At 66.4% G+C, this 16898-nt stretch carries 20 protein-coding genes; all 20 read left to right on the top strand.

Going from position 1 to position 16898, the window contains the following annotated elements:
- Window positions 1-141 precede the first annotated feature (141 nt).
- The 20 genes from NN662_RS13490 to NN662_RS13395 all read left to right on the top strand — a co-directional run bounded on the left by NN662_RS13490 (window position 142) and on the right by NN662_RS13395 (window position 16810).
- Window positions 142-1290, top strand: coding sequence for a phage portal protein (locus NN662_RS13490; protein WP_261930758.1), 1149 nt, complete (start codon window positions 142-144; stop codon window positions 1288-1290).
- A gap of 366 nt (window positions 1291-1656) precedes the next feature.
- The gene (locus tag NN662_RS13485; RefSeq protein WP_261930757.1) at window positions 1657-1971 is read left to right on the top strand and encodes a DUF6107 family protein; all 315 of its coding nucleotides are present in this window, start codon (window positions 1657-1659) and stop codon (window positions 1969-1971) included.
- A gap of 202 nt (window positions 1972-2173) precedes the next feature.
- A complete protein-coding gene (locus tag NN662_RS13480) occupies window positions 2174-2872 on the top strand; it encodes an HK97 family phage prohead protease (RefSeq protein WP_261930756.1) in 699 nt (232 codons plus the stop codon).
- Window positions 2873-2893: 21 nt separating this feature from the next.
- The gene (locus NN662_RS13475) at window positions 2894-4138 is read left to right on the top strand and encodes a phage major capsid protein (protein ID WP_261930755.1); all 1245 of its coding nucleotides are present in this window, start codon (window positions 2894-2896) and stop codon (window positions 4136-4138) included.
- Window positions 4139-4399: 261 nt separating this feature from the next.
- Window positions 4400-4969 (top strand): head-tail connector protein, encoded by a 570-nt coding sequence (locus NN662_RS13470; protein WP_261930754.1) that lies wholly within the window; start codon window positions 4400-4402, stop codon window positions 4967-4969.
- Window positions 4970-4971: 2 nt separating this feature from the next.
- Entirely contained in the window at window positions 4972-5307 is a 336-nt protein-coding gene (locus NN662_RS13465) for a phage head closure protein (protein ID WP_261930753.1), read from the top strand.
- Complete coding sequence (locus NN662_RS13460) at window positions 5304-5702, top strand: DUF3168 domain-containing protein (protein WP_261930752.1); 399 nt, start codon at window positions 5304-5306, stop codon at window positions 5700-5702. Before NN662_RS13465 ends, NN662_RS13460 begins: the two co-directional genes overlap by 4 nt.
- A 186-nt stretch (window positions 5703-5888) precedes the next feature.
- Window positions 5889-6296 carry a phage major tail protein, TP901-1 family gene (locus NN662_RS13455; protein WP_261930751.1) on the top strand — a complete coding sequence of 136 codons (408 nt, stop codon included), beginning with the start codon at window positions 5889-5891 and terminating at the stop codon, window positions 6294-6296.
- The gene (locus tag NN662_RS13450; protein WP_261930750.1) at window positions 6296-6664 is read left to right on the top strand and encodes a gene transfer agent family protein; all 369 of its coding nucleotides are present in this window, start codon (window positions 6296-6298) and stop codon (window positions 6662-6664) included. Before NN662_RS13455 ends, NN662_RS13450 begins: the two co-directional genes overlap by 1 nt.
- A gap of 14 nt (window positions 6665-6678) precedes the next feature.
- Entirely contained in the window at window positions 6679-6888 is a 210-nt protein-coding gene (locus NN662_RS13445) for a rcc01693 family protein (RefSeq protein WP_261931968.1), read from the top strand.
- Window positions 6889-7077: 189 nt separating this feature from the next.
- Window positions 7078-7650 carry a phage tail tape measure protein gene (locus tag NN662_RS13440; protein ID WP_261930749.1) on the top strand — a complete coding sequence of 191 codons (573 nt, stop codon included), beginning with the start codon at window positions 7078-7080 and terminating at the stop codon, window positions 7648-7650.
- 13 nt (window positions 7651-7663) lie between these two features.
- Window positions 7664-8305, top strand: coding sequence for a TIGR02217 family protein (locus NN662_RS13435; protein WP_261930748.1), 642 nt, complete (start codon window positions 7664-7666; stop codon window positions 8303-8305).
- On the top strand, window positions 8302-9174 hold the full coding sequence (locus NN662_RS13430) for a DUF2163 domain-containing protein (RefSeq protein WP_261930747.1): 873 nt from the start codon (window positions 8302-8304) through the stop codon (window positions 9172-9174). The genes NN662_RS13435 and NN662_RS13430 overlap by 4 nt, the downstream gene beginning before the upstream one ends.
- Window positions 9171-9614 (top strand): NlpC/P60 family protein, encoded by a 444-nt coding sequence (locus NN662_RS13425; RefSeq protein WP_261930746.1) that lies wholly within the window; start codon window positions 9171-9173, stop codon window positions 9612-9614. The genes NN662_RS13430 and NN662_RS13425 overlap by 4 nt, the downstream gene beginning before the upstream one ends.
- A 33-nt stretch (window positions 9615-9647) precedes the next feature.
- Entirely contained in the window at window positions 9648-13511 is a 3864-nt protein-coding gene (locus NN662_RS13420) for a glycoside hydrolase/phage tail family protein (protein ID WP_261930745.1), read from the top strand.
- 23 nt (window positions 13512-13534) lie between these two features.
- Entirely contained in the window at window positions 13535-13741 is a 207-nt protein-coding gene (locus NN662_RS13415; protein WP_261930744.1) for a hypothetical protein, read from the top strand.
- A gap of 113 nt (window positions 13742-13854) precedes the next feature.
- A complete protein-coding gene (locus tag NN662_RS13410) occupies window positions 13855-14103 on the top strand; it encodes a hypothetical protein (protein ID WP_261930743.1) in 249 nt (82 codons plus the stop codon).
- A gap of 68 nt (window positions 14104-14171) precedes the next feature.
- Window positions 14172-14858 carry a response regulator transcription factor gene (locus tag NN662_RS13405; RefSeq protein ID WP_261930742.1) on the top strand — a complete coding sequence of 229 codons (687 nt, stop codon included), beginning with the start codon at window positions 14172-14174 and terminating at the stop codon, window positions 14856-14858.
- Window positions 14859-14863: 5 nt separating this feature from the next.
- Entirely contained in the window at window positions 14864-16249 is a 1386-nt protein-coding gene (locus NN662_RS13400; RefSeq protein WP_261930741.1) for an ATP-binding protein, read from the top strand.
- A 150-nt stretch (window positions 16250-16399) separates the two neighbouring features.
- A complete protein-coding gene (locus NN662_RS13395) occupies window positions 16400-16810 on the top strand; it encodes a hypothetical protein (RefSeq protein WP_410010932.1) in 411 nt (136 codons plus the stop codon).
- Window positions 16811-16898: the final 88 nt, after the last annotated feature.

The raw sequence follows: 16898 nt of genomic DNA, 5'->3' as shown, positions 1-16898 counted from the left end.
CCGTTTTGCAAGCCTCGGGTCTGCCAGAGTCTTTCCACCGCGCGGACGCGCGGTGGCTGGATGCCGGATCCGGTCCGGCATGACGGAAGTGTTTTGTCGCTGTGCGACGCCGGCATTCAGAAGTCAGGGAAAAACCACGACATGAAAAACATCTTTCGACTGCCGTTCAGGACGGCGGCGCCGGTTGGCGTGTCCGAGGAGAAGGCGCAGTCCGGGCTGGTCGCGATTGCGGCGGGCGGCGAGGCGCACTGGAGCGGGCGATCCTATGGCGAACTGTCGCGAAACGGCTTCATGCGCAATCCGGTCGCCCACCGCGCCGTGCGGCTGGTGGCGGAGGCGGCCGCGGCGGTGCCGTGGCTCATCTACGAAGGTGCGGAGGAGCTGTCCGATCATCCGCTGATCGACCTCGTCCGCCGGCCGAACGCACGCATGGGCGGGCCGGAATTCTTCGAGACGCTGTTCGGCCAGCTGATGCTCTCCGGCAACGGCTTCGTCGAGCCGGCCATCCTGGATGGTGCGGTGCGCGAACTGCATCTGTTGCGGCCCGACCGCATGAGCGTGGTTGAAGGGTCGGACGGCTGGGTGGCGGCCTATGACTACCGCGCCGGCGGGCGCACGCGGCGGATTGCGGCGGACGGCGAGGGCATATCGCTCCTGCACATGAAGCTCTTCCATCCGCTCGACGATCACCTGGGTTTCGCGCCGCTGGCCGCCGCTCACATGGCGCTCGATCTTTCGAATGCGGCGGCGCGCTGGAACAAGGCGCTGCTCGACAATTCCGCACGGCCGTCCGGCGCGCTGATCTACCAGCCGAAGGAGGGCGGCAACCTGACGCCGGAGCAATATCGCCGGCTGAAGCAGGAGCTGGACGACGGCTATTCCGGCCCGATGCGGGCAGGGCGGCCGCTGCTTTTGGAAGGTGGGCTCGACTGGAAATCGATGGGGCTGTCGCCGCGCGACATGGATTTCGTGGCGGCCAAGGACGGCGCGGCGCGCGACATCGCGCTTGCCTGCGGCGTGCCGCCGATGCTGCTCGGCATTCCCGGCGACAACACCTATGCCAATTACCAGGAGGCGAACCGCGCCTTCTACCGGCTGACCGTGCTGCCGCTGGTGGCGCGCACCATGAGCCGCTTCTCGCAATGGCTTTCGCCGGACGGGTCCTTGCGCTTCGAGCCCGATCTCGACCAGGTGGCGGGGCTCGGCGCCGAGCGCGGCGAACTCTGGAGCCGCATCGGCGCGGCGGATTTCCTGTCGGACGACGAGAAGCGTGAGGCGGTGGGGTATTGAGGGGCGGTGGCTGCGCGCCCCGTCTGTCACTTCGTGACATCTCCCCCACAAAGGGGGGAGATTGGTCCACGTCGCCGGACATGAATCAATCTCTGAAGACGGGCCACTGCTGGAAAGCGATTCAGGATCAGGGCTTTGTGCTGGCGTCCTGAATCAAATTGTCGGCTTTCGTGATTCGATGTCTGAAGAACCGGACTCTTTTTGTGAAGTGGCTGACTCAGACTGTCAGCGGATCGACGCAAGCGATTCAAAGGATTCTGCAATCCTTCGTCCTGACTCAGCGTGACGTGGGGCTTTTCGCCCCTGTGCACGGCTCGTGCAGCGTTCAGGCGAGTAAAAGCAGTATCGCACCAATAGGTTAACAATATGTCCGACTTTGCCAACGAGCCCGGCATGTGGGCCGCGCGGGCGGCGGGTGCCGCTGCCGGTGCTGCGGTCTCTCTCATCTATCTGCTGCCGAAAAGCAAGCGGGAAGCGGCGACCAGGTTTCTGACCGGGCTTGCCTGCGGGATCATCTTCGGCGGTCCGGCCGGCCTCTTCCTGATGGAGAAGCTGGGCCTGGCGGGCGAACTCTCCGGCAGCGAGATCATGCTGTCGGGATCGGCGGCCGCCAGCCTCTGCGCCTGGTGGGGGCTCGGCATCCTGTCGCGGCTCGCGGAACGCTACGGCGCGCGGCGGTAGGGGACGAGGAACGGCGAGAAAAACCCCCTCTGGCCTGCCGGCCATCTCCCCCACAAGGGGGGAGAAGACAAGTGGCAGGCGCCCCGCTTCATTTGAAACGTGGTGGCTGAGGCGGGGCTAGCCCCTCCCCCTTGTGGGGAGGGGTTGGGGAGGGGCGCTTCGCCATCTGAACACACAACAATCTTTCTATGGAGATCTGTCCATGAACCATGCTCACGGGCCGGGTGCGGCGTCGTGCAAGTTTGCCAATCTGACGCTGAACGGCGTGACCGGCGACGGACGCTTTTCCGGTTATGCCAGCGTTTTCGGTGAAGTCGATCTCGGCAAGGACCGGATCGAGCGCGGGGCGTTCGGGAAATCGCTTTCGGCACGCGGGGCTGGCGGGGTGCGCATGCTGTTCCAGCACGATCCGGCCGAGCCGATCGGCGCCTGGACCCGGCTCGTCGAGGATGCCCGCGGGCTCTTCGTCGAGGGCGTGCTGTCGACCGGGGTGACCCGCGCCCGCGAGGTGCACCAGCTGATGAAGAGCGGTGCGCTGGACGGGCTGTCGATCGGCTTCCAGACGGTGAAGGCGAGGACGGACGCCAAGACCGGCATCCGCTCGATCGTCGAGGCCGATCTCTGGGAGATTTCGGTGGTGACCTTTCCGATGTTGCCTTCGGCGCGGGTGGAAAGTGTGAAGCATCTCGCCGGCCATCTGCCGACCAAGCGGGAAATCGAGCGCAGGCTGACGCGGGATGCCGGCCTGACGCGCAAGGAGGCCCGGCGGCTGATCGCCAGGGGCTATGACGACATGGCCGGTCTGCGGGATGCGGCGGGCAATCCTGACATCGACGGGGACGAGGCCCGGCTGCTGGCGCTGATGCGCCGGGCGGCGCGGCTGATGTCGCCCCGACACTGATCCAATCCAAAGGAGACAAGCATGACCGACATGCAAAGACGCACCGCGCCCGAGATCAAGGCGGCGCCCGACACGATGACCGAGGCCTTCGAGGAGTTCATGGAAACCTTCGAGGCCTTTCGCGAGACAAACGACCGCCGGCTCGGCGAGGTCGAGAAGAAGCTGACCGCCGACGTGGTGACGCGCGACAAGGTCGACCGCATCAACAAGGCGCTCGACGACCAGAAGCGCACCGTCGACCAGTTCCTCCTGAAGAAGGCGCGCCCGCGGCTTGGCGGCGGGTCGCCGGAGGCGGGCGAACACAAGGCGGCTTTCGAGAGCTATATCCGCCGTGGCGACGAGGGCGGGCTGCGCGAACTGGAGGCCAAGGCCTTTGCCGCCGGCACCAATTCCGACGGCGGCTATCTGGTGCCGGACGAGACGGACACCGAGATCGGCCGGCGGCTCGCCACCGTCTCGCCGATCCGGGCGCTGGCGACGGTGCGCCAGGTCTCCGGCTCGGTGCTGAAGAAGCCGTTCATGGCCTCGGGGCTTGCGAGCGGCTGGGTCGCCGAGACGGCGGCAAGGCCGCAGGACGCGACGCCGGATTTCTCCGAGCTGTCGTTTCCGACGATGGAACTCTACGCCATGCCGGCGGCGACCCAGACGCTGCTCGACGATGCGGCGGTCGATATCGAGGCCTGGATTGCCGGGGAGGTGGATATCGCCTTTGCCGAGCAGGAGGGCGCAGCCTTCGTCGCCGGTGACGGCACCAACAAGCCGACCGGCTTCCTCGCCTACACCAAGGTCGACGATGCCGGCTGGAGCTGGGGCAATATCGGCTACTACCCGACGGGCGCCGCCGGCACGTTTGCCGCCTCCGGCCCCTCAGACGTGCTGGTCGATACGGTCTATGCGCTCAAAGCCGGCCACCGGCAGAACGGCACCTTCGTCATGAACCGCAAGACGCAGGGGCAGATCCGCAAGTTCAAGGATGCCGACGGCAACTATCTCTGGCTGCCGCCGGCCGGACCCGGCCAGGCCGCCTCGCTGATGGGCTTCCCGATCGCCGAGGCCGAGGACATGCCGGACATCGCGGCCGACGCCTTCGCGATCGCCTTCGGCGACTTCCGCGCCGGCTATCTGGTCGTCGACCGGATGGGGGTCCGCGTCCTGCGCGATCCCTATTCGGCCAAGCCCTACGTCCTGTTCTACACCACCAAGCGCGTGGGCGGCGGCGTGCAGAACTTCGAGGCGATCAAGCTGATCAAGTTCGCGGCGAGCTGATTGGGAGCGCCTCAAGCAATTGCCCCTCATCCGCCTGCCGGCACCTTCTCCCCGCTTGCGGGGAGAAGGGACCAGAACGCCGACATTTCCTCTCCCTCTCCCCGCCTGCGGGGAGAGGGTTGGTGTGAGGGGCAAATCAGGCGGCTGCCATCGGCAATCGTTCGAGCATGCCGCCCGGTCGTTGTACGTCGGGCGGTGGGCGGCTCCGGTTTTCCTCCCCGCCGGGGCCGCCATCTTCCTTCCATCCTCCGGAGACATTTCATGACCTATCTCAGACTGTCCGGCCCCGCCGGCGAGGCGGTGACGCTGGCCGAGGCGAAGGCGCATGCGCGGATTGACGGCGACGACGAGGACGCGCTGATCGAGAGCCTGATCGCCGCGGCCCGGGAATACCTGGAGGCGGTCACCGGGCTCTGCCTGATGACGCAGCGGTTCCGGCTCTATCTCGACCGGTGGCCGGCGGACGGGGTGATTCAGATTGACAGGGGACCGGTGCAGGCCATTGAAACCGTGACGGTTTACGGCGCTGACGGCACGCCGTCGGAGGCAGCACTTGCCGGCCATGTTCTCGACGGCGCGGCGCGTCCGGCGCGGCTGATGCTCGCCGATCCGCCGCAGCCTGGGCGGATGGCAAACGGCATAGAGATCGACTTTTCCGCCGGCTTCGGCGACGCGGCGACCGATGTGCCGGACGGGCTGAAACGCGCCATGCTGCTGCATGTCAGCGAGATGTTTTCCTATCGCGGGGCGATTGCAATCGCGGACCAGCCGGCATCGGTGCCGGCAGGCTACGAGGCGCTGATCGCACCCTACCGGATGCGGAGGCTCTGACGATGGCGCTAACCGCTCCCGATCCCGGCGCAATGACGGCGCGGCTTGCGCTGGAGGCGCCGGAGGAGATTTTCGACGGGCAGGGTGGCGTGACCCGGACCTACGGCGTCGCTGCGTCGCTCTGGACGCGCATCGAGCCGGTGTCGCTGCGCGAGAGCGAACAGGCCGGCGCCGCACTCGGCATCGCCGCCTACCGCATCTGGATGCGCTACCGCGACGACATCACGCTTAACAAACGCTTCCGCAAGGGTGCGCGCATCTTCCGCATCCTCGGCTACCGCGATCCGGACGAGACGCGGCGCTTTCTCGTCTGCGACTGCGAGGAGGAAAAGCCATGAGCGCGGCCAATGCTCTTCTGCAGGCGGTTCATGCGGCGCTTTCCGGCGACGCGGCGCTGACCGGGCTGATCGGTGCGAATGCGATTCACGACCGCCAGCTGACGGGCAGGGCGCGGCCCTATCTCGTGATCGGCGAGATGGTGTCGCGGGACAATTCGACCTCGACGGAGGCGGGCGAAGTGCACCTGATGGCGATCGAGGCCTGGTCGGACGCACCGGGCCGGCGCGAGGTGGACGCGATCGCAGGGGCCGTGCTTGGCGTCCTGCACGACGCGGCTTTGACGCTGACGGGGGCGACGCTGGTCAGCCTGCTGCATCAATCGACGCGGGTGAAGCGCGAGGCAAAGGGCCGGTCGTTCAAGGCCGAGATCGTGTTTCGGGCGGTGACGGAGTGAGGGCAATTCCCCTCCCCAACCCCTCCCCACAAGGGGGAGGGGCTTGAGCCGCCGGCGTAACGGCAAAGGTGGCACCAGTTCCAGGTCTGAGCAGGTCTTAAAGGCTTGGAATGCGCATCCACAAGGGAGCCCCTCCCCCTTGTGGGGAGGGGTTGGGGAGGGGGTCTTTGAAGGAAAGGACAGATCATGGTGGCGCAGAAGGGCAAGGACCTGTTGCTGAAGGTCCATAATGGCGCGGGCTACGAGACCGTGGCGGGGCTGAGGTCGAAGAAGCTTTCGTTCAACGCCGAGACGGTGGATGTCACCGACGCGGAGAGCGCCGGGCGCTGGCGGGAACTGCTGGCGGGCGCCGGGGTGCAGCGGGCGTCGCTTGCCGGCTCGGGGATCTTCAAGGACCAGGCGTCCGATGCGACGATCCGGGAGGCGTTCTTCAATGGTGCGATCCTGCCCTGGCAGATCGTGGTGCCGGATTTCGGCACGCTGACCGGGCCGTTCCAGGTGACCGCGCTCGAATATTCCGGCCAGTACAATGGCGAGGTGCTGTTCGAGATCGCCCTGGAATCGGCCGGCGAACTCTCGTTTGGAGCGCTGTGATGGCGGACTATGCGGACGGACGGCGGGCAAACCGGCATCGCGGTGAGATCGAGGCCGAGATCGACGGCGAGCGGCGGGTGCTGTGCCTGACGCTTGGCGCGCTGGCGGAGCTGGAAACGGCCTTTGCGGCCGACAGCCTCAACGGTGTCGCCGAACGCTTCGCCTCGGGCCGGCTGAAATCCGCCGACATGATCCGCATCATCGGCGCCGGACTGCGGGGTGGCGGCAATCTCTACACCGACGACGAGGTGGCGGCGGCAAGCGTCGAGGGCGGCGTGGCAGGGTTTGCCCGGATTGCCGGCGAACTGCTGGCCGTCACCTTCGGCAGTGCAGAGAGTGAGGCCGGGCCGCGCCCTCCGGGGCCGTAGCGGGCGGAGAACGACTGGCGGCGGATGCCTTTCCCTGGAGAGGCGTCATGCATGCCGGGCTCTGCCTGCTGCGGCTGTCCCCCGAGGCATTCTGGGCGCTGACGCCGATCGAGTTCCACGCCATGACCGGCGGGCTTGCCGAACGCGGCAACGGGCCGGGACGGGCGGAGCTTGAAGGAATGATGGCGCGGTTTCCGGATGTGGCTCCCCCTCTCCCCGTTTGACGGGGAGAGGGTTGGGGTGAGGGGCAAGCCGCAAAAAGTAGATTGCCCCTCACCAAGCTTGCCGCGCCAATCGGCTGCGCCTCTTGGGGCAAGCTATCCTCTCCCCGCAAACGGGGCGAGGAGGAGGCCTCCGGTGAGCCGGGCGCTCTTGCCGTTTCCGTATCACCTATTCGACAGGAATGATTTCCCATGGACATCGAAGACACACGGGATCTCGCGGCAGAGGCGTGGGATTTGAATGATATTCTGGCCGGGCTGGAGGCGCGGTCGAATGCGTTCGGGTCGGCGCTGACGGGGGCGCTGAAATCGGCGACCGTCAGCGGCAAGAGCCTCGACGATGTGCTGAGGGGGCTTGCGACGCGGCTGTCGACGGTGGCGCTGAACAGCGCGCTGAAGCCGCTCGAAACGCTGGTCTCGAATGCGGCCGGAAGCCTGACCGCCGGGCTCGGTTCGCTGTTCGGCTTTGCCGATGGCGGGGTGGTGCGCGGCATCACGCCGTTTGCCGCAGGCGGGATCGTGTCGCAGCCGACCTATTTCGCCCATGGCGGCGGGCTTGGCCTCATGGGCGAGGCGGGCGCCGAGGCGATCCTGCCCCTGAAGCGCGGCAGCGACGGGTCGCTGGGGGTCGCGGCGGCGGGCGGCGGGTCGACGCAGATCGTCTTCAACGTGACGGCGAGCGATGCGGCGAGCTTCCGCAAATCCGAGGCGCAGATTTCGGCGATGCTGGCGCGGACCGTGAGCCGCGGACAGCGCAACACGTGAGGGACAGGGCAGCATGACCGCAAGCTTTCACGAGGTCCGCTTTCCGCTGCGCCTGTCGCTGACGGTGACCGGCGGGCCGGTCAGGCGCACCGATATCGTCAACCTTTCCAACGGGCGGGAGAGCCGCAACCAGCGCTGGCAGAATTCGCGGCGCAGCTATGACGCCGGTTCGGGTATCCGCTCGGTTGCAGACCTTTACGAGGTGCTGGAATTCTTCGAGGCGCGCGCCGGCGAGATGTACGGCTTCCGCTTTCGCGATCCGGTCGACTGGAAATCCTGTGCGCCCGGTCATGCGGTTGCCGCGACGGATCAGGCTCTTGGGGCGGGCGACGGGACGACGGCGGCGTTCCAGCTGATCAAGGCCTATGGCGACGGTGAGGGTGCGTGGCTGCGGACGATCGCCAAGCCGGTGGCGGGCAGCGTTTCGGTAGCGCTCGACGGCGTGACCGCTGACCCGGCGGCCTACGGGGTCGATCCTGCCACGGGCCTCGTCGTATTTTCGGCCGGACATGTGCCGGCGGAAGGCGTGGCGGTGACGGCGGGCTTCGAGTTCGACGTGCCGGTGCGCTTTGCCACCGACCGGATCGACGTCAACCTGCAGGCCTTCAATGCCGGACGCATTCCGACCATTCCGCTGATGGAGATCCTGCCATGAGAATGATCGACACGGGCTTCGCGGCCCATCTCGGCGGCGACGTGACGACCGTCTGCCATGCCTGGCGGGTGACGCTGGCCGATGGCGCAATGCTGGGCTTCACCGAGCATGACCGCGACCTGAATTTCGGCGGCACGCTGTACCGCGCGGCGAGCGGCTTTTCCGCGAGTGAAGCGGAGGCGGTGAGCGGGCTTGCGGCGGAAACATCGGATGTCGCCGGCGGCTTTTCGAGCGAGGCGATCACCGAGGCGGACTTGACCGCCGGACGCTATGACGGGGCGAAGGTCGAGGTCTATCTGGTCAACTGGGCGGCGCCGGAGCAGCACCTGCTGCTGCGCGTGCACGAGATCGGCGACGTCCGGCGGACGGACGGATATTTTTCGGCGGAGCTCCGGAGTTTCGCCCACAAGCTGTCGCGGCCGCAGGGCCGGACCTACAACCGCCGCTGCGACGCAACGCTCGGTGACGGACGGTGCAGGGTCAATCTCGCCGCCTACCGGGCGACGGGAAGCGTGGTGACGGTGGTCGACGCGGCGAAACTGGTGGTCTCCGGCGTCTCGGGATTTGCGCCGGGGTTCTTTCGCCAGGGCGTGGTCAGCCTTGCCGACGGGACGAAGGCCGATATCGACGATCTGACGCAGGAGGGCGAAAACCACGTGCTGACGCTGTGGCTGCCGCTCGCCGTGCCGCCGGCGGAAGGCAGCGCGCTGACGCTGACGGCCGGCTGCGACAAGGCCTTTTCGACCTGCAAGGCGAAGTTCGCCAATCATCTGAATTTTCGGGGTTTCCCGCACATGCCGGGAAGCGATTTCGCCTATTCCTACGCCACAGGCGAGGCGAACCATGACGGTGGGGTGCTGTTCGAATGAACGATATCCGCAATGACGTGCTGGCGATCGCCCGCTCATGGATCGGCACGCCCTATCGCCATCAGGCCTCGCTGAAGGACGTCGGCTGCGATTGCCTGGGACTGGTGCGCGGCATCTGGCGGGAACTCTATGGCCGTGAGCCGGAACCGGCGGGTGCCTATGCGCGCGACTGGGCGGAACGCTCCGGCGAGGATCGGCTGATGGCGGCCGCACTTTCCCACTTCGGCGATGCGGTCGGCCTTGAGGCGGCCATGCCCGGCGACCTTCTGATCTTCCGCTGGAAGGCGGAGATGGCGGCCAAGCATCTCGGCATACTGGAGGAGGGCGGCCGCTTCATCCACGCCTATGAGCAGGCCGCCGTGGTCTCCTCGGCGCTCGTGCCGTCCTGGCGGCGGCGGATCGCCGGCGTGTTCGTCTTTCCCGACCCTTCGCGGCTCTGATTTCCTGTTCTCTTTCGAAGGCATGAGGTCCTGATGGCAACGCTTCTGCTTCAGGCCGCGGGCGCCGCACTTGGCAGCGTCTTCGGTCCCGTTGGCGCAATCATCGGCCGGGCGGCCGGCGCGCTTGCCGGCAATGCGATCGACCGCGCCGTGATCGGCGGCGGGAGTTCATCGACGATCAAGGGCAGCCAGCTGTCGTCCGCGCGCATCGCGGGGGCGGAAGAAGGCACGGCGGTCAATCGCGTCTACGGCACGATGCGGATCGGCGGGACGCTGATCTGGGCGACGCGCTTTCAGGAGGAGGTGACGACGACGACGCACCGCAGCGGCGGCAAGGGCTCGTCCGGTTCGTCCTCCAAGGTGACGACCTACAGCTATTACTACTATGCCAATCTCGCGATCGGGCTTTGCGAGGGGCCGATTGCCGGCGTGCGCCGGGTTTGGGCGGACGGGCAGGAACTGGATCTGACGACGATCGAGATGCGGGTTCACATTGGCGCCGAAGACCAGGCGCCGGATCCGCTGATCGAGGCCAAGCAGGGGGCGGGCAATGCGCCGGCCTATCGCGGGCTCGCCTATGTGGTGTTCGAGCATTTTCCGCTGGAAACCTACGGCAACCGTATTCCGATCCTGCAGTTCGAGGTGATGCGGTCGGCCGGACGGCTGGAAAGCCTCGTCAAGGCGATCACCGTGACGCCGGGGGCCACCGAATACGGCTACAGCCCGGTGGCGATCAAGGAGCAGACGGGGCAGGCGAGTGCGAGGACGATCAACCGTAATGTGCTGACCCGGGCGACCGACTGGGAAGCGTCGATCGACGAGCTGATGGCGGTCTGCCCCAACCTCGAGCGGGTGGCCCTCGTCGTCGCTTGGTTCGGCACCGATCTCAGGGCCGGCGAATGCCGGATCGTGCCGGGGGTAGAACTGTCGTCGCGGCAGAAGGAAAGCGTGACCTGGAAGGTTTCGGGGATAGCGCGCGGCGCGGCGCATCTCGTATCGCGCATTGACGGTGAACCGGCGCTTGGCGGCACGCCCGATGATGCCAGCGTGGTGGCGGCGATCGCAGATCTGAAGGCGCGGGGGCTGGAGGTGTTCCTCTATCCCTTCGTGATGATGGACATTCCCGCCGGAAACGGAAAGGCAGACCCCTATGGCAGGGCGGAGCAGGATGCCTATCCCTGGCGCGGACGCATCACCTGTCATCCGGCGGCAGGGATTGGCGGCAGCGTCGACGGGACGGCGGCGGCGCGCACCCAGGTCAACGGCTTCTGCGGCAGCGCGACGGGGGCAAATTTCACGACCAGCGGCACGACGGTCACCTATCACGGCAGCGATCAGGGCTACCGGCGGATGATCCTGCATTACGCCAAGCTCGCCAAGGCGGCGGGCGGCGTGGCCGGCTTCATTCTTGGCTCCGAACTGCGCGGACTGACGCGGGTGCGCGACGAGACCGGCAGCTTCCCCTTCGTTTCTGCGCTGGTGACGCTTGCCGCCGATGTGAGGGCGATCGTCGGGGCGTCGACGAAGCTCACCTATGCCGCCGACTGGAGCGAGTATTTCGGCTATCATCCGGTGGACGGCAGCGGCGATGTGTTCTTCAATCTCGATCCGCTCTGGGCGTCGCCCGATATCGACGCGGTCGGGATCGACAATTACATGCCGCTTGCCGACTGGCGCGACGACGACCTCGTGGCGGCCAATCCAGACGGATTGCGGCTGGCCGACGATGCCCAAGGGCTGAAGGCGGCGATCACCTCGGGCGAGGGCTACGACTGGTATTATGCCGGGGCGGCGGCACGGGCTGACCGCACGCGCAGCCCGATCAGCGATGGGCTCGCGGGCAAACCGTGGATCTATCGCTACAAGGATATCGCGGGCTGGTGGTCGAACCGGCATTACGACCGGCGCGATGGTGCGGAAGTGGCAGTGCCGACCGCTTGGCTGCCGGAGATGAAGCCGGTCTGGTTCACCGAGCTTGGCTGCGCGGCGATCGACAAGGCGGCGAACCAGCCGAACGTCTTCTTCGACCCGAAATCCTCCGAAAATGCCGCGCCGTATTTTTCCAATGGCACGCGTTCCGACAGCATCCAGCGCCGGTTTCTGGAGGCGCATCACGACTGGTGGACGAGCGCGGACGCGCCTGCCGGCATGGTCGATCCCGACCGCATGTTTCTCTGGACCTGGGACGCGCGGCCGTTTCCGACCTTTCCGTTCGACACCTCCGTCTGGTCGGACGGGGACAACTGGCGGACGGGCCACTGGCTGAACGGCCGGCTGGGGACCGGGACGCTGGCCGACATTATCGGAGCGGTGCTGACGGACCACGGCTTTGCCGATTTCGACGTGTCGCAGGTGACCGGCAATCTGACCGGCTATGTGCAATCGGACGTGACGACGGCGCGCGCGCTGCTCGAACCGCTGATCGACGTCTTCCAGCTCGACGTCTTCGAGGATGGCGGGCGGCTGACATTCCGGTCGCGGGCCAGGGCGAGCCTGCCGGCAAACGACATCGCGGTGCTGGCGGACGAGGCGGAGCAGCCGCTGTGGCAGGAGACGCGCGGACACGTGGCCGATTATGCCGGCGAGGCGCTGGTGACCTATTACGACGCGGCGCTGGACTATGAACAGGCGGGCGCCCGCTCGCGACGCGTGGCGGCGGCCAACGACCGGGTTCTGGCCTACAGCCTAGTGGCGGCGCTGCCGCAGGAGGAGGCGCTGCTGGCGACCGACGGGTTGCTGCGCGACCACCGGATTTCCAGGCGGTCGGTCACCTTTGCGGTGTCGCCTTCGATGGCGGGACTGCAGCCGGGCGACGTGGTGCGTCTGCCGGATGGGCCGGAAGGGCGGTTTCTGGTGACCCGGATCGAGGATGGCGACAGCCGGCGGGTGGAGGCGCGCGAAGTGGTGAGCGCGCCGGGACTGGCGCCGCCGGCCGAAAGCGGGCGCAGGAATGCCTCCGGTTCGGCATCCGCAAGCTTTTCGCCGATCGTCGAGCTGATGGACCTGCCGCGCTATGGTGGCGGCGAGGCGACCGAATATGCACGCATCGCCGTGACGGCAAGTCCGTGGAAGACGGTGACCGTATCGGCTTCGGCGACGACCGAAGGCTATGCGGCCCGCGCCCTGCTGACGCGGCCGGCCATCCTCGGCACGTTGAGCGTGGCACTCGCTGGTGGCGTTTCGGGCCGCTTCGACCGCTCGCAGGCGCTGGAGGTGGACCTGGCCTTCGGCAGTCTTGCTTCGGCGGAAAAGGCGACGGTGCTGAACGGCGGCAATCTGATCGCCATCCGGTCCTCGGCGGGAAGTTGGGAGCTCTGCTCCTTCCTCGCAGCGGAGGAAACGGCGGCGGACCACTGGCGCCTGACCGGTCTTCTGCGCGGGCTTGCCGGCACCGAGGACGCAATGGCCGCGGGCGCCGACGAGGGGGCGGCGGTGGTGCTGATCGACGACGCGGTCGCGGCGCTCGGACTGACGGCTGCGGAACGGGGGCTCGAACGCAACTTTATCGTCGAGACCGCCGACGGCATGGCCGGACCCTTCGCCTTTACTGGTGGCGAGCGGGCAGAAACGCCGCTGGCGCCGGTGCATCTGCGCGCCATCCGCCGGCCGGGCGGGGATATCCGCATCACCTGGGTCCGGCGCGGCCGGATCGAGGCCGACAGCTGGTCGTCGACCGACATTCCGCTGGACGAGGAGACGGAGGCTTACCGGCTGGAGATCCTCTCCGGAGGATCGCCGGTCCGCACCGTCGAGGTCGAAAGCCCGGCCTTCGACTATTCCGCCGCCGCCGAGCTCGCCGATTTCGGCGCACCGCAGGCCGCACTGACGATCAAGGTTCGCCAGCTCGGGCGCAAGGTGCCGCTCGGCATTCCGGCCGAGAAGCATATTTCCCTTTGAAAACAGAGCGAAAGGAGAAGAGCATGGAAAGCGAGAAGAACTGGTATCAATCGAAGGCGGTCTGGGGCGCGCTGGTTGCGATCGGCGCGTCGCTGGCCCAATATGGCGGCCTCGAACTGGGCGTATCCGACCAGGGACAGGTCGTGGAATCGATCACGGCAATCACCGGTGCAGTCGGCGGACTGGTCGCGCTCTATGGTCGCGTCACCGCCAAAAAGGCGCTGAAATAGCCGGCTGCAACCGAATTGCGGCGCAAATTGGGCTTCCCTTGCCATTCATTTGCTGTTCAGGTGGGATCGGTTAGAACCGGCTTCAATATCGTTTAATGCCGAAAGGGATAGCAATGGCGTCTCCCCTGATCATCGCCGCACTCACTGCCGGACTGTCGGGCATGGCCTTCGAGCCGCCGCAGACGACCCGCTATGTGGTCCAGGCGGGGGGCAATTGCCAGGCTGCCGCCTCGCAGGTGGTGTCCGAGACGGGAGGGCAGTTGCTCTCCGTCCAGGCGTCTGGCAATTCCTGTGTCGTGACCGTTCTCGTGCAACGGGACGGCGAACGACCGAAGAAGGTGACGAAAAAGGTCCCGATGTAATAGACTGCAACCTCCCGCCCGGTGATTCCGGGCGGGAGGTTTTTTTATGTGAAGAGGGTGGGACCGCCATGCGCATTCTGGTCGTCGAGGATGACGAAAATCTCAACCGGCAGCTGAGCGAGACGCTGAAGGAGGCCGGCTATGTGGTCGATCAGGCATTCGACGGCGAGGAAGGCCACTTTCTGGGCGAAACCGAGCCCTATGATGCGGTGGTTCTCGATATCGGCCTGCCGGAGATGGACGGCATCACGGTGCTGGAGAAGTGGCGCGCCGAGGGCCGGGCGATGCCCGTGCTGATCCTCACCGCCCGCGACCGCTGGTCGGACAAGGTGGCCGGCATCGACGCCGGCGCCGACGACTACGTCACCAAACCGTTCCACGTCGAGGAAGTGCTGGCGCGCCTGCGCGCGCTGATCCGCCGGGCGGCGGGCGTCGTCACCTCCGAAATCAGCTGCGGCCCGGTGCGCCTCGACACCAAGAGTTCGAAGGCGACCGTCAACGGCATGACGCTGAAACTCACCTCGCACGAATACCGCCTCCTGTCCTATCTGATGCACCACCTCGGCGAGGTGGTGTCGCGCACCGAACTGGTCGAGCACATGTACGACCAGGACTTCGACCGTGATTCCAACACGATCGAGGTTTTTGTCGGCCGCCTGCGCAAGAAGCTCGGCGTCGACCTTATCGAAACGGTGCGCGGGCTCGGATACCGGATGCAGGCGCCCGGTGACGCCAAAGCCGCCGACGCGAAATAGGGGCGATGCGCAACAGTTCCCTGACCTTCCGCGTTCTGCTGCTGGCGACCATATGGTCGGCGGTGGCGATCGTGGTGATCGCGCTCGTCATCTCGACGCTCTACCGGCGCGGCGCCGAACGCGGTTTCGAGGGACTGCTGCACGCCCAGCTCTACAACGTCATCAACTCGGTTTCCGTTGACGATGCCGGAAAGCTGACCGGCTCGCCGCAATTGGGAAATCTCGATTTCCAGCAGCCGGCCAGCGGCTGGTACTGGATGGTCGAGCCGATCGGCGACTACAAGGCCGAACCGCTGGTTTCCTCGTCGCTTGGCGACATCAAGCTGCCGGTGATCTCGACCACGGCGGTGCCATTCGACGCCAATTACGAACGGCTCTATTCCGAACCGGACGGCGCCGGCAACACCGTGATGATCGCCGAAACCGAGGTCATCATGGACAACGACGGCCGTATCGCGAGGTTCCGCGTGGCCGGCAATACGCAGGTCGTCGAGGATGACGTGCGCTATTTCTCGCATCGGCTCTATCTGGCGCTCGGCGTCTTCGGTTTCGGCAGCCTTGTCATCAACGCGCTGGCGATCCTGCTCGGCCTGCGACCGCTCGATCGGGCCAGGAAGGCGCTGGAGAAGATCCGCGGCGGCGAGAGCGAGAAGCTGCCGGAGAATTTCCCGCGCGAAATCCAGCCGCTCGCCAACGAGGTCAACGCGCTGATCGAGAGCAACCGGCGCATCGTCGAGCGCGCCCGCATGCAGGTCGGCAACCTCGCCCATTCGCTGAAGACGCCGATCGCGGTGCTGTTGAACGAATCGCGGGTCATCAACGGCGCGCAGGGCGAGCTGGTGCGCAACCAGGCCGACACGATGCAGGCGCAGGTGCAGTCCTACCTCAACCGCGCCCGCATCGCCGCGCAGCGCGACACGGTGCTGGCGCGAGCCGAGATCGAACCGGTGCTGGAGCGGCTGGTGCGCGTCATGCGGCGGCTGAACGACGGCGTCGAGTTCACGCTCACGGTGGAGCCGAAGGACCTGATGCTGGCGATGGAGGCGCAGGATCTCGAGGAGACCGTCGGCAATCTTCTGGAAAACGCCGCCCGCTTCGCCAAGGGCCGGGTGGCGATTTCGGTCGCCCGCGCGGTCGAGGAGACGGGCTCCCGACCCAAGGTGGAGATCGTCGTCGAGGATGACGGGCCGGGGCTGGAGCCGGGCGAGATCAAGGAAGCGATGAAGCGCGGCCGGCGGCTCGACGAGAGCAAGCCCGGAACGGGGCTCGGCCTTTCGATCGTCAAGGAGATCGCCACGGAATACGAAGGCGATTTCGCATTGTCGCGCGGCGCGATGGGAGGGCTTCGCGCCCGCCTGCTGCTGCCGGCGCTGATCCGCGAAAACACTTGAGATGCAATGACACGGTTCAGCTTTGCCGGGATTGTGTTAAAAGCGTGAAGACTTCGCCACAATGACGCCATGGACGAAAGCCAAGTCCTTTGGGCAAAGTCACTTTCGACCAAATACAGACATCAGCTCAGTTCCCGGTATTCCAGTCTCATGAATTTCATCAGGTCTTCGTTCGCCACGTCCCTTTGCCTTACTGCCATGGTCCTGAGCGGATGCCAGGCGCTGAACGGGCCGAAGATCGGCAGCGCCGAGCAGCCGGGCCGCTTCATCTCTGCGCTGAACGGCGGCATCGTGCGCCTGACCGGCGCCGATCTCGGCGATGGCGACAAGCAGCGGGCGCTGGAAGCGGAGTATCGGGCGCTGGAGGCGGCGCCCGGCGGTCAGGCCGTCACCTGGACCGGCCGCAGCTTCAGCGGCAAGGTTGTCGCCGCGGCGCCCTATCAGGTCGGATCGCAGAACTGCCGGCAATATTCCCATACGCTGCAGACGCCGAACGGCGAGAAGGTCGCCAAGGGCGTCGCCTGCCGCAACCAGGATGGCAGCTGGACGCCTTTGATATGAATCATGGTGGCGCAAGGCTGAAGGCTTAAAAGCGTGTCCGATTGTGGCCAAACGCAGCAATTTGCCGCGTCCGCCACTTTGTGCGTTG

The sequence above is a fragment of the Rhizobium sp. NRK18 genome (assembly GCF_024385575.1).
Lineage (GTDB): Bacteria > Pseudomonadota > Alphaproteobacteria > Rhizobiales > Rhizobiaceae > JANFMV01.
The sequence above is the reverse complement of the archived record's forward strand: the minus strand, read 5'-3'. Positions and strand labels throughout refer to the sequence as shown.

Coding starts and splice junctions, on each gene's coding strand:
- NN662_RS13455 (WP_261930751.1), top strand. CDS start 5,889: ATGGTGGCGCAGAAGGGCAAGGACCTGTTGCTGAAGGTCCATAATGGC.
- NN662_RS13480 (WP_261930756.1), top strand. CDS start 2,174: ATGAACCATGCTCACGGGCCGGGTGCGGCGTCGTGCAAGTTTGCCAAT.
- NN662_RS13440 (WP_261930749.1), top strand. CDS start 7,078: ATGGACATCGAAGACACACGGGATCTCGCGGCAGAGGCGTGGGATTTG.
- NN662_RS13395 (WP_410010932.1), top strand. CDS start 16,400: ATGAATTTCATCAGGTCTTCGTTCGCCACGTCCCTTTGCCTTACTGCC.
- NN662_RS13425 (WP_261930746.1), top strand. CDS start 9,171: ATGAACGATATCCGCAATGACGTGCTGGCGATCGCCCGCTCATGGATC.
- NN662_RS13430 (WP_261930747.1), top strand. CDS start 8,302: ATGAGAATGATCGACACGGGCTTCGCGGCCCATCTCGGCGGCGACGTG.
- NN662_RS13470 (WP_261930754.1), top strand. CDS start 4,400: ATGACCTATCTCAGACTGTCCGGCCCCGCCGGCGAGGCGGTGACGCTG.
- NN662_RS13450 (WP_261930750.1), top strand. CDS start 6,296: ATGGCGGACTATGCGGACGGACGGCGGGCAAACCGGCATCGCGGTGAG.
- NN662_RS13485 (WP_261930757.1), top strand. CDS start 1,657: ATGTCCGACTTTGCCAACGAGCCCGGCATGTGGGCCGCGCGGGCGGCG.
- NN662_RS13415 (WP_261930744.1), top strand. CDS start 13,535: ATGGAAAGCGAGAAGAACTGGTATCAATCGAAGGCGGTCTGGGGCGCG.
- NN662_RS13400 (WP_261930741.1), top strand. CDS start 14,864: ATGCGCAACAGTTCCCTGACCTTCCGCGTTCTGCTGCTGGCGACCATA.
- NN662_RS13410 (WP_261930743.1), top strand. CDS start 13,855: ATGGCGTCTCCCCTGATCATCGCCGCACTCACTGCCGGACTGTCGGGC.
- NN662_RS13460 (WP_261930752.1), top strand. CDS start 5,304: ATGAGCGCGGCCAATGCTCTTCTGCAGGCGGTTCATGCGGCGCTTTCC.
- NN662_RS13475 (WP_261930755.1), top strand. CDS start 2,894: ATGACCGACATGCAAAGACGCACCGCGCCCGAGATCAAGGCGGCGCCC.
- NN662_RS13420 (WP_261930745.1), top strand. CDS start 9,648: ATGGCAACGCTTCTGCTTCAGGCCGCGGGCGCCGCACTTGGCAGCGTC.
- NN662_RS13490 (WP_261930758.1), top strand. CDS start 142: ATGAAAAACATCTTTCGACTGCCGTTCAGGACGGCGGCGCCGGTTGGC.
- NN662_RS13435 (WP_261930748.1), top strand. CDS start 7,664: ATGACCGCAAGCTTTCACGAGGTCCGCTTTCCGCTGCGCCTGTCGCTG.
- NN662_RS13465 (WP_261930753.1), top strand. CDS start 4,972: ATGGCGCTAACCGCTCCCGATCCCGGCGCAATGACGGCGCGGCTTGCG.
- NN662_RS13405 (WP_261930742.1), top strand. CDS start 14,172: ATGCGCATTCTGGTCGTCGAGGATGACGAAAATCTCAACCGGCAGCTG.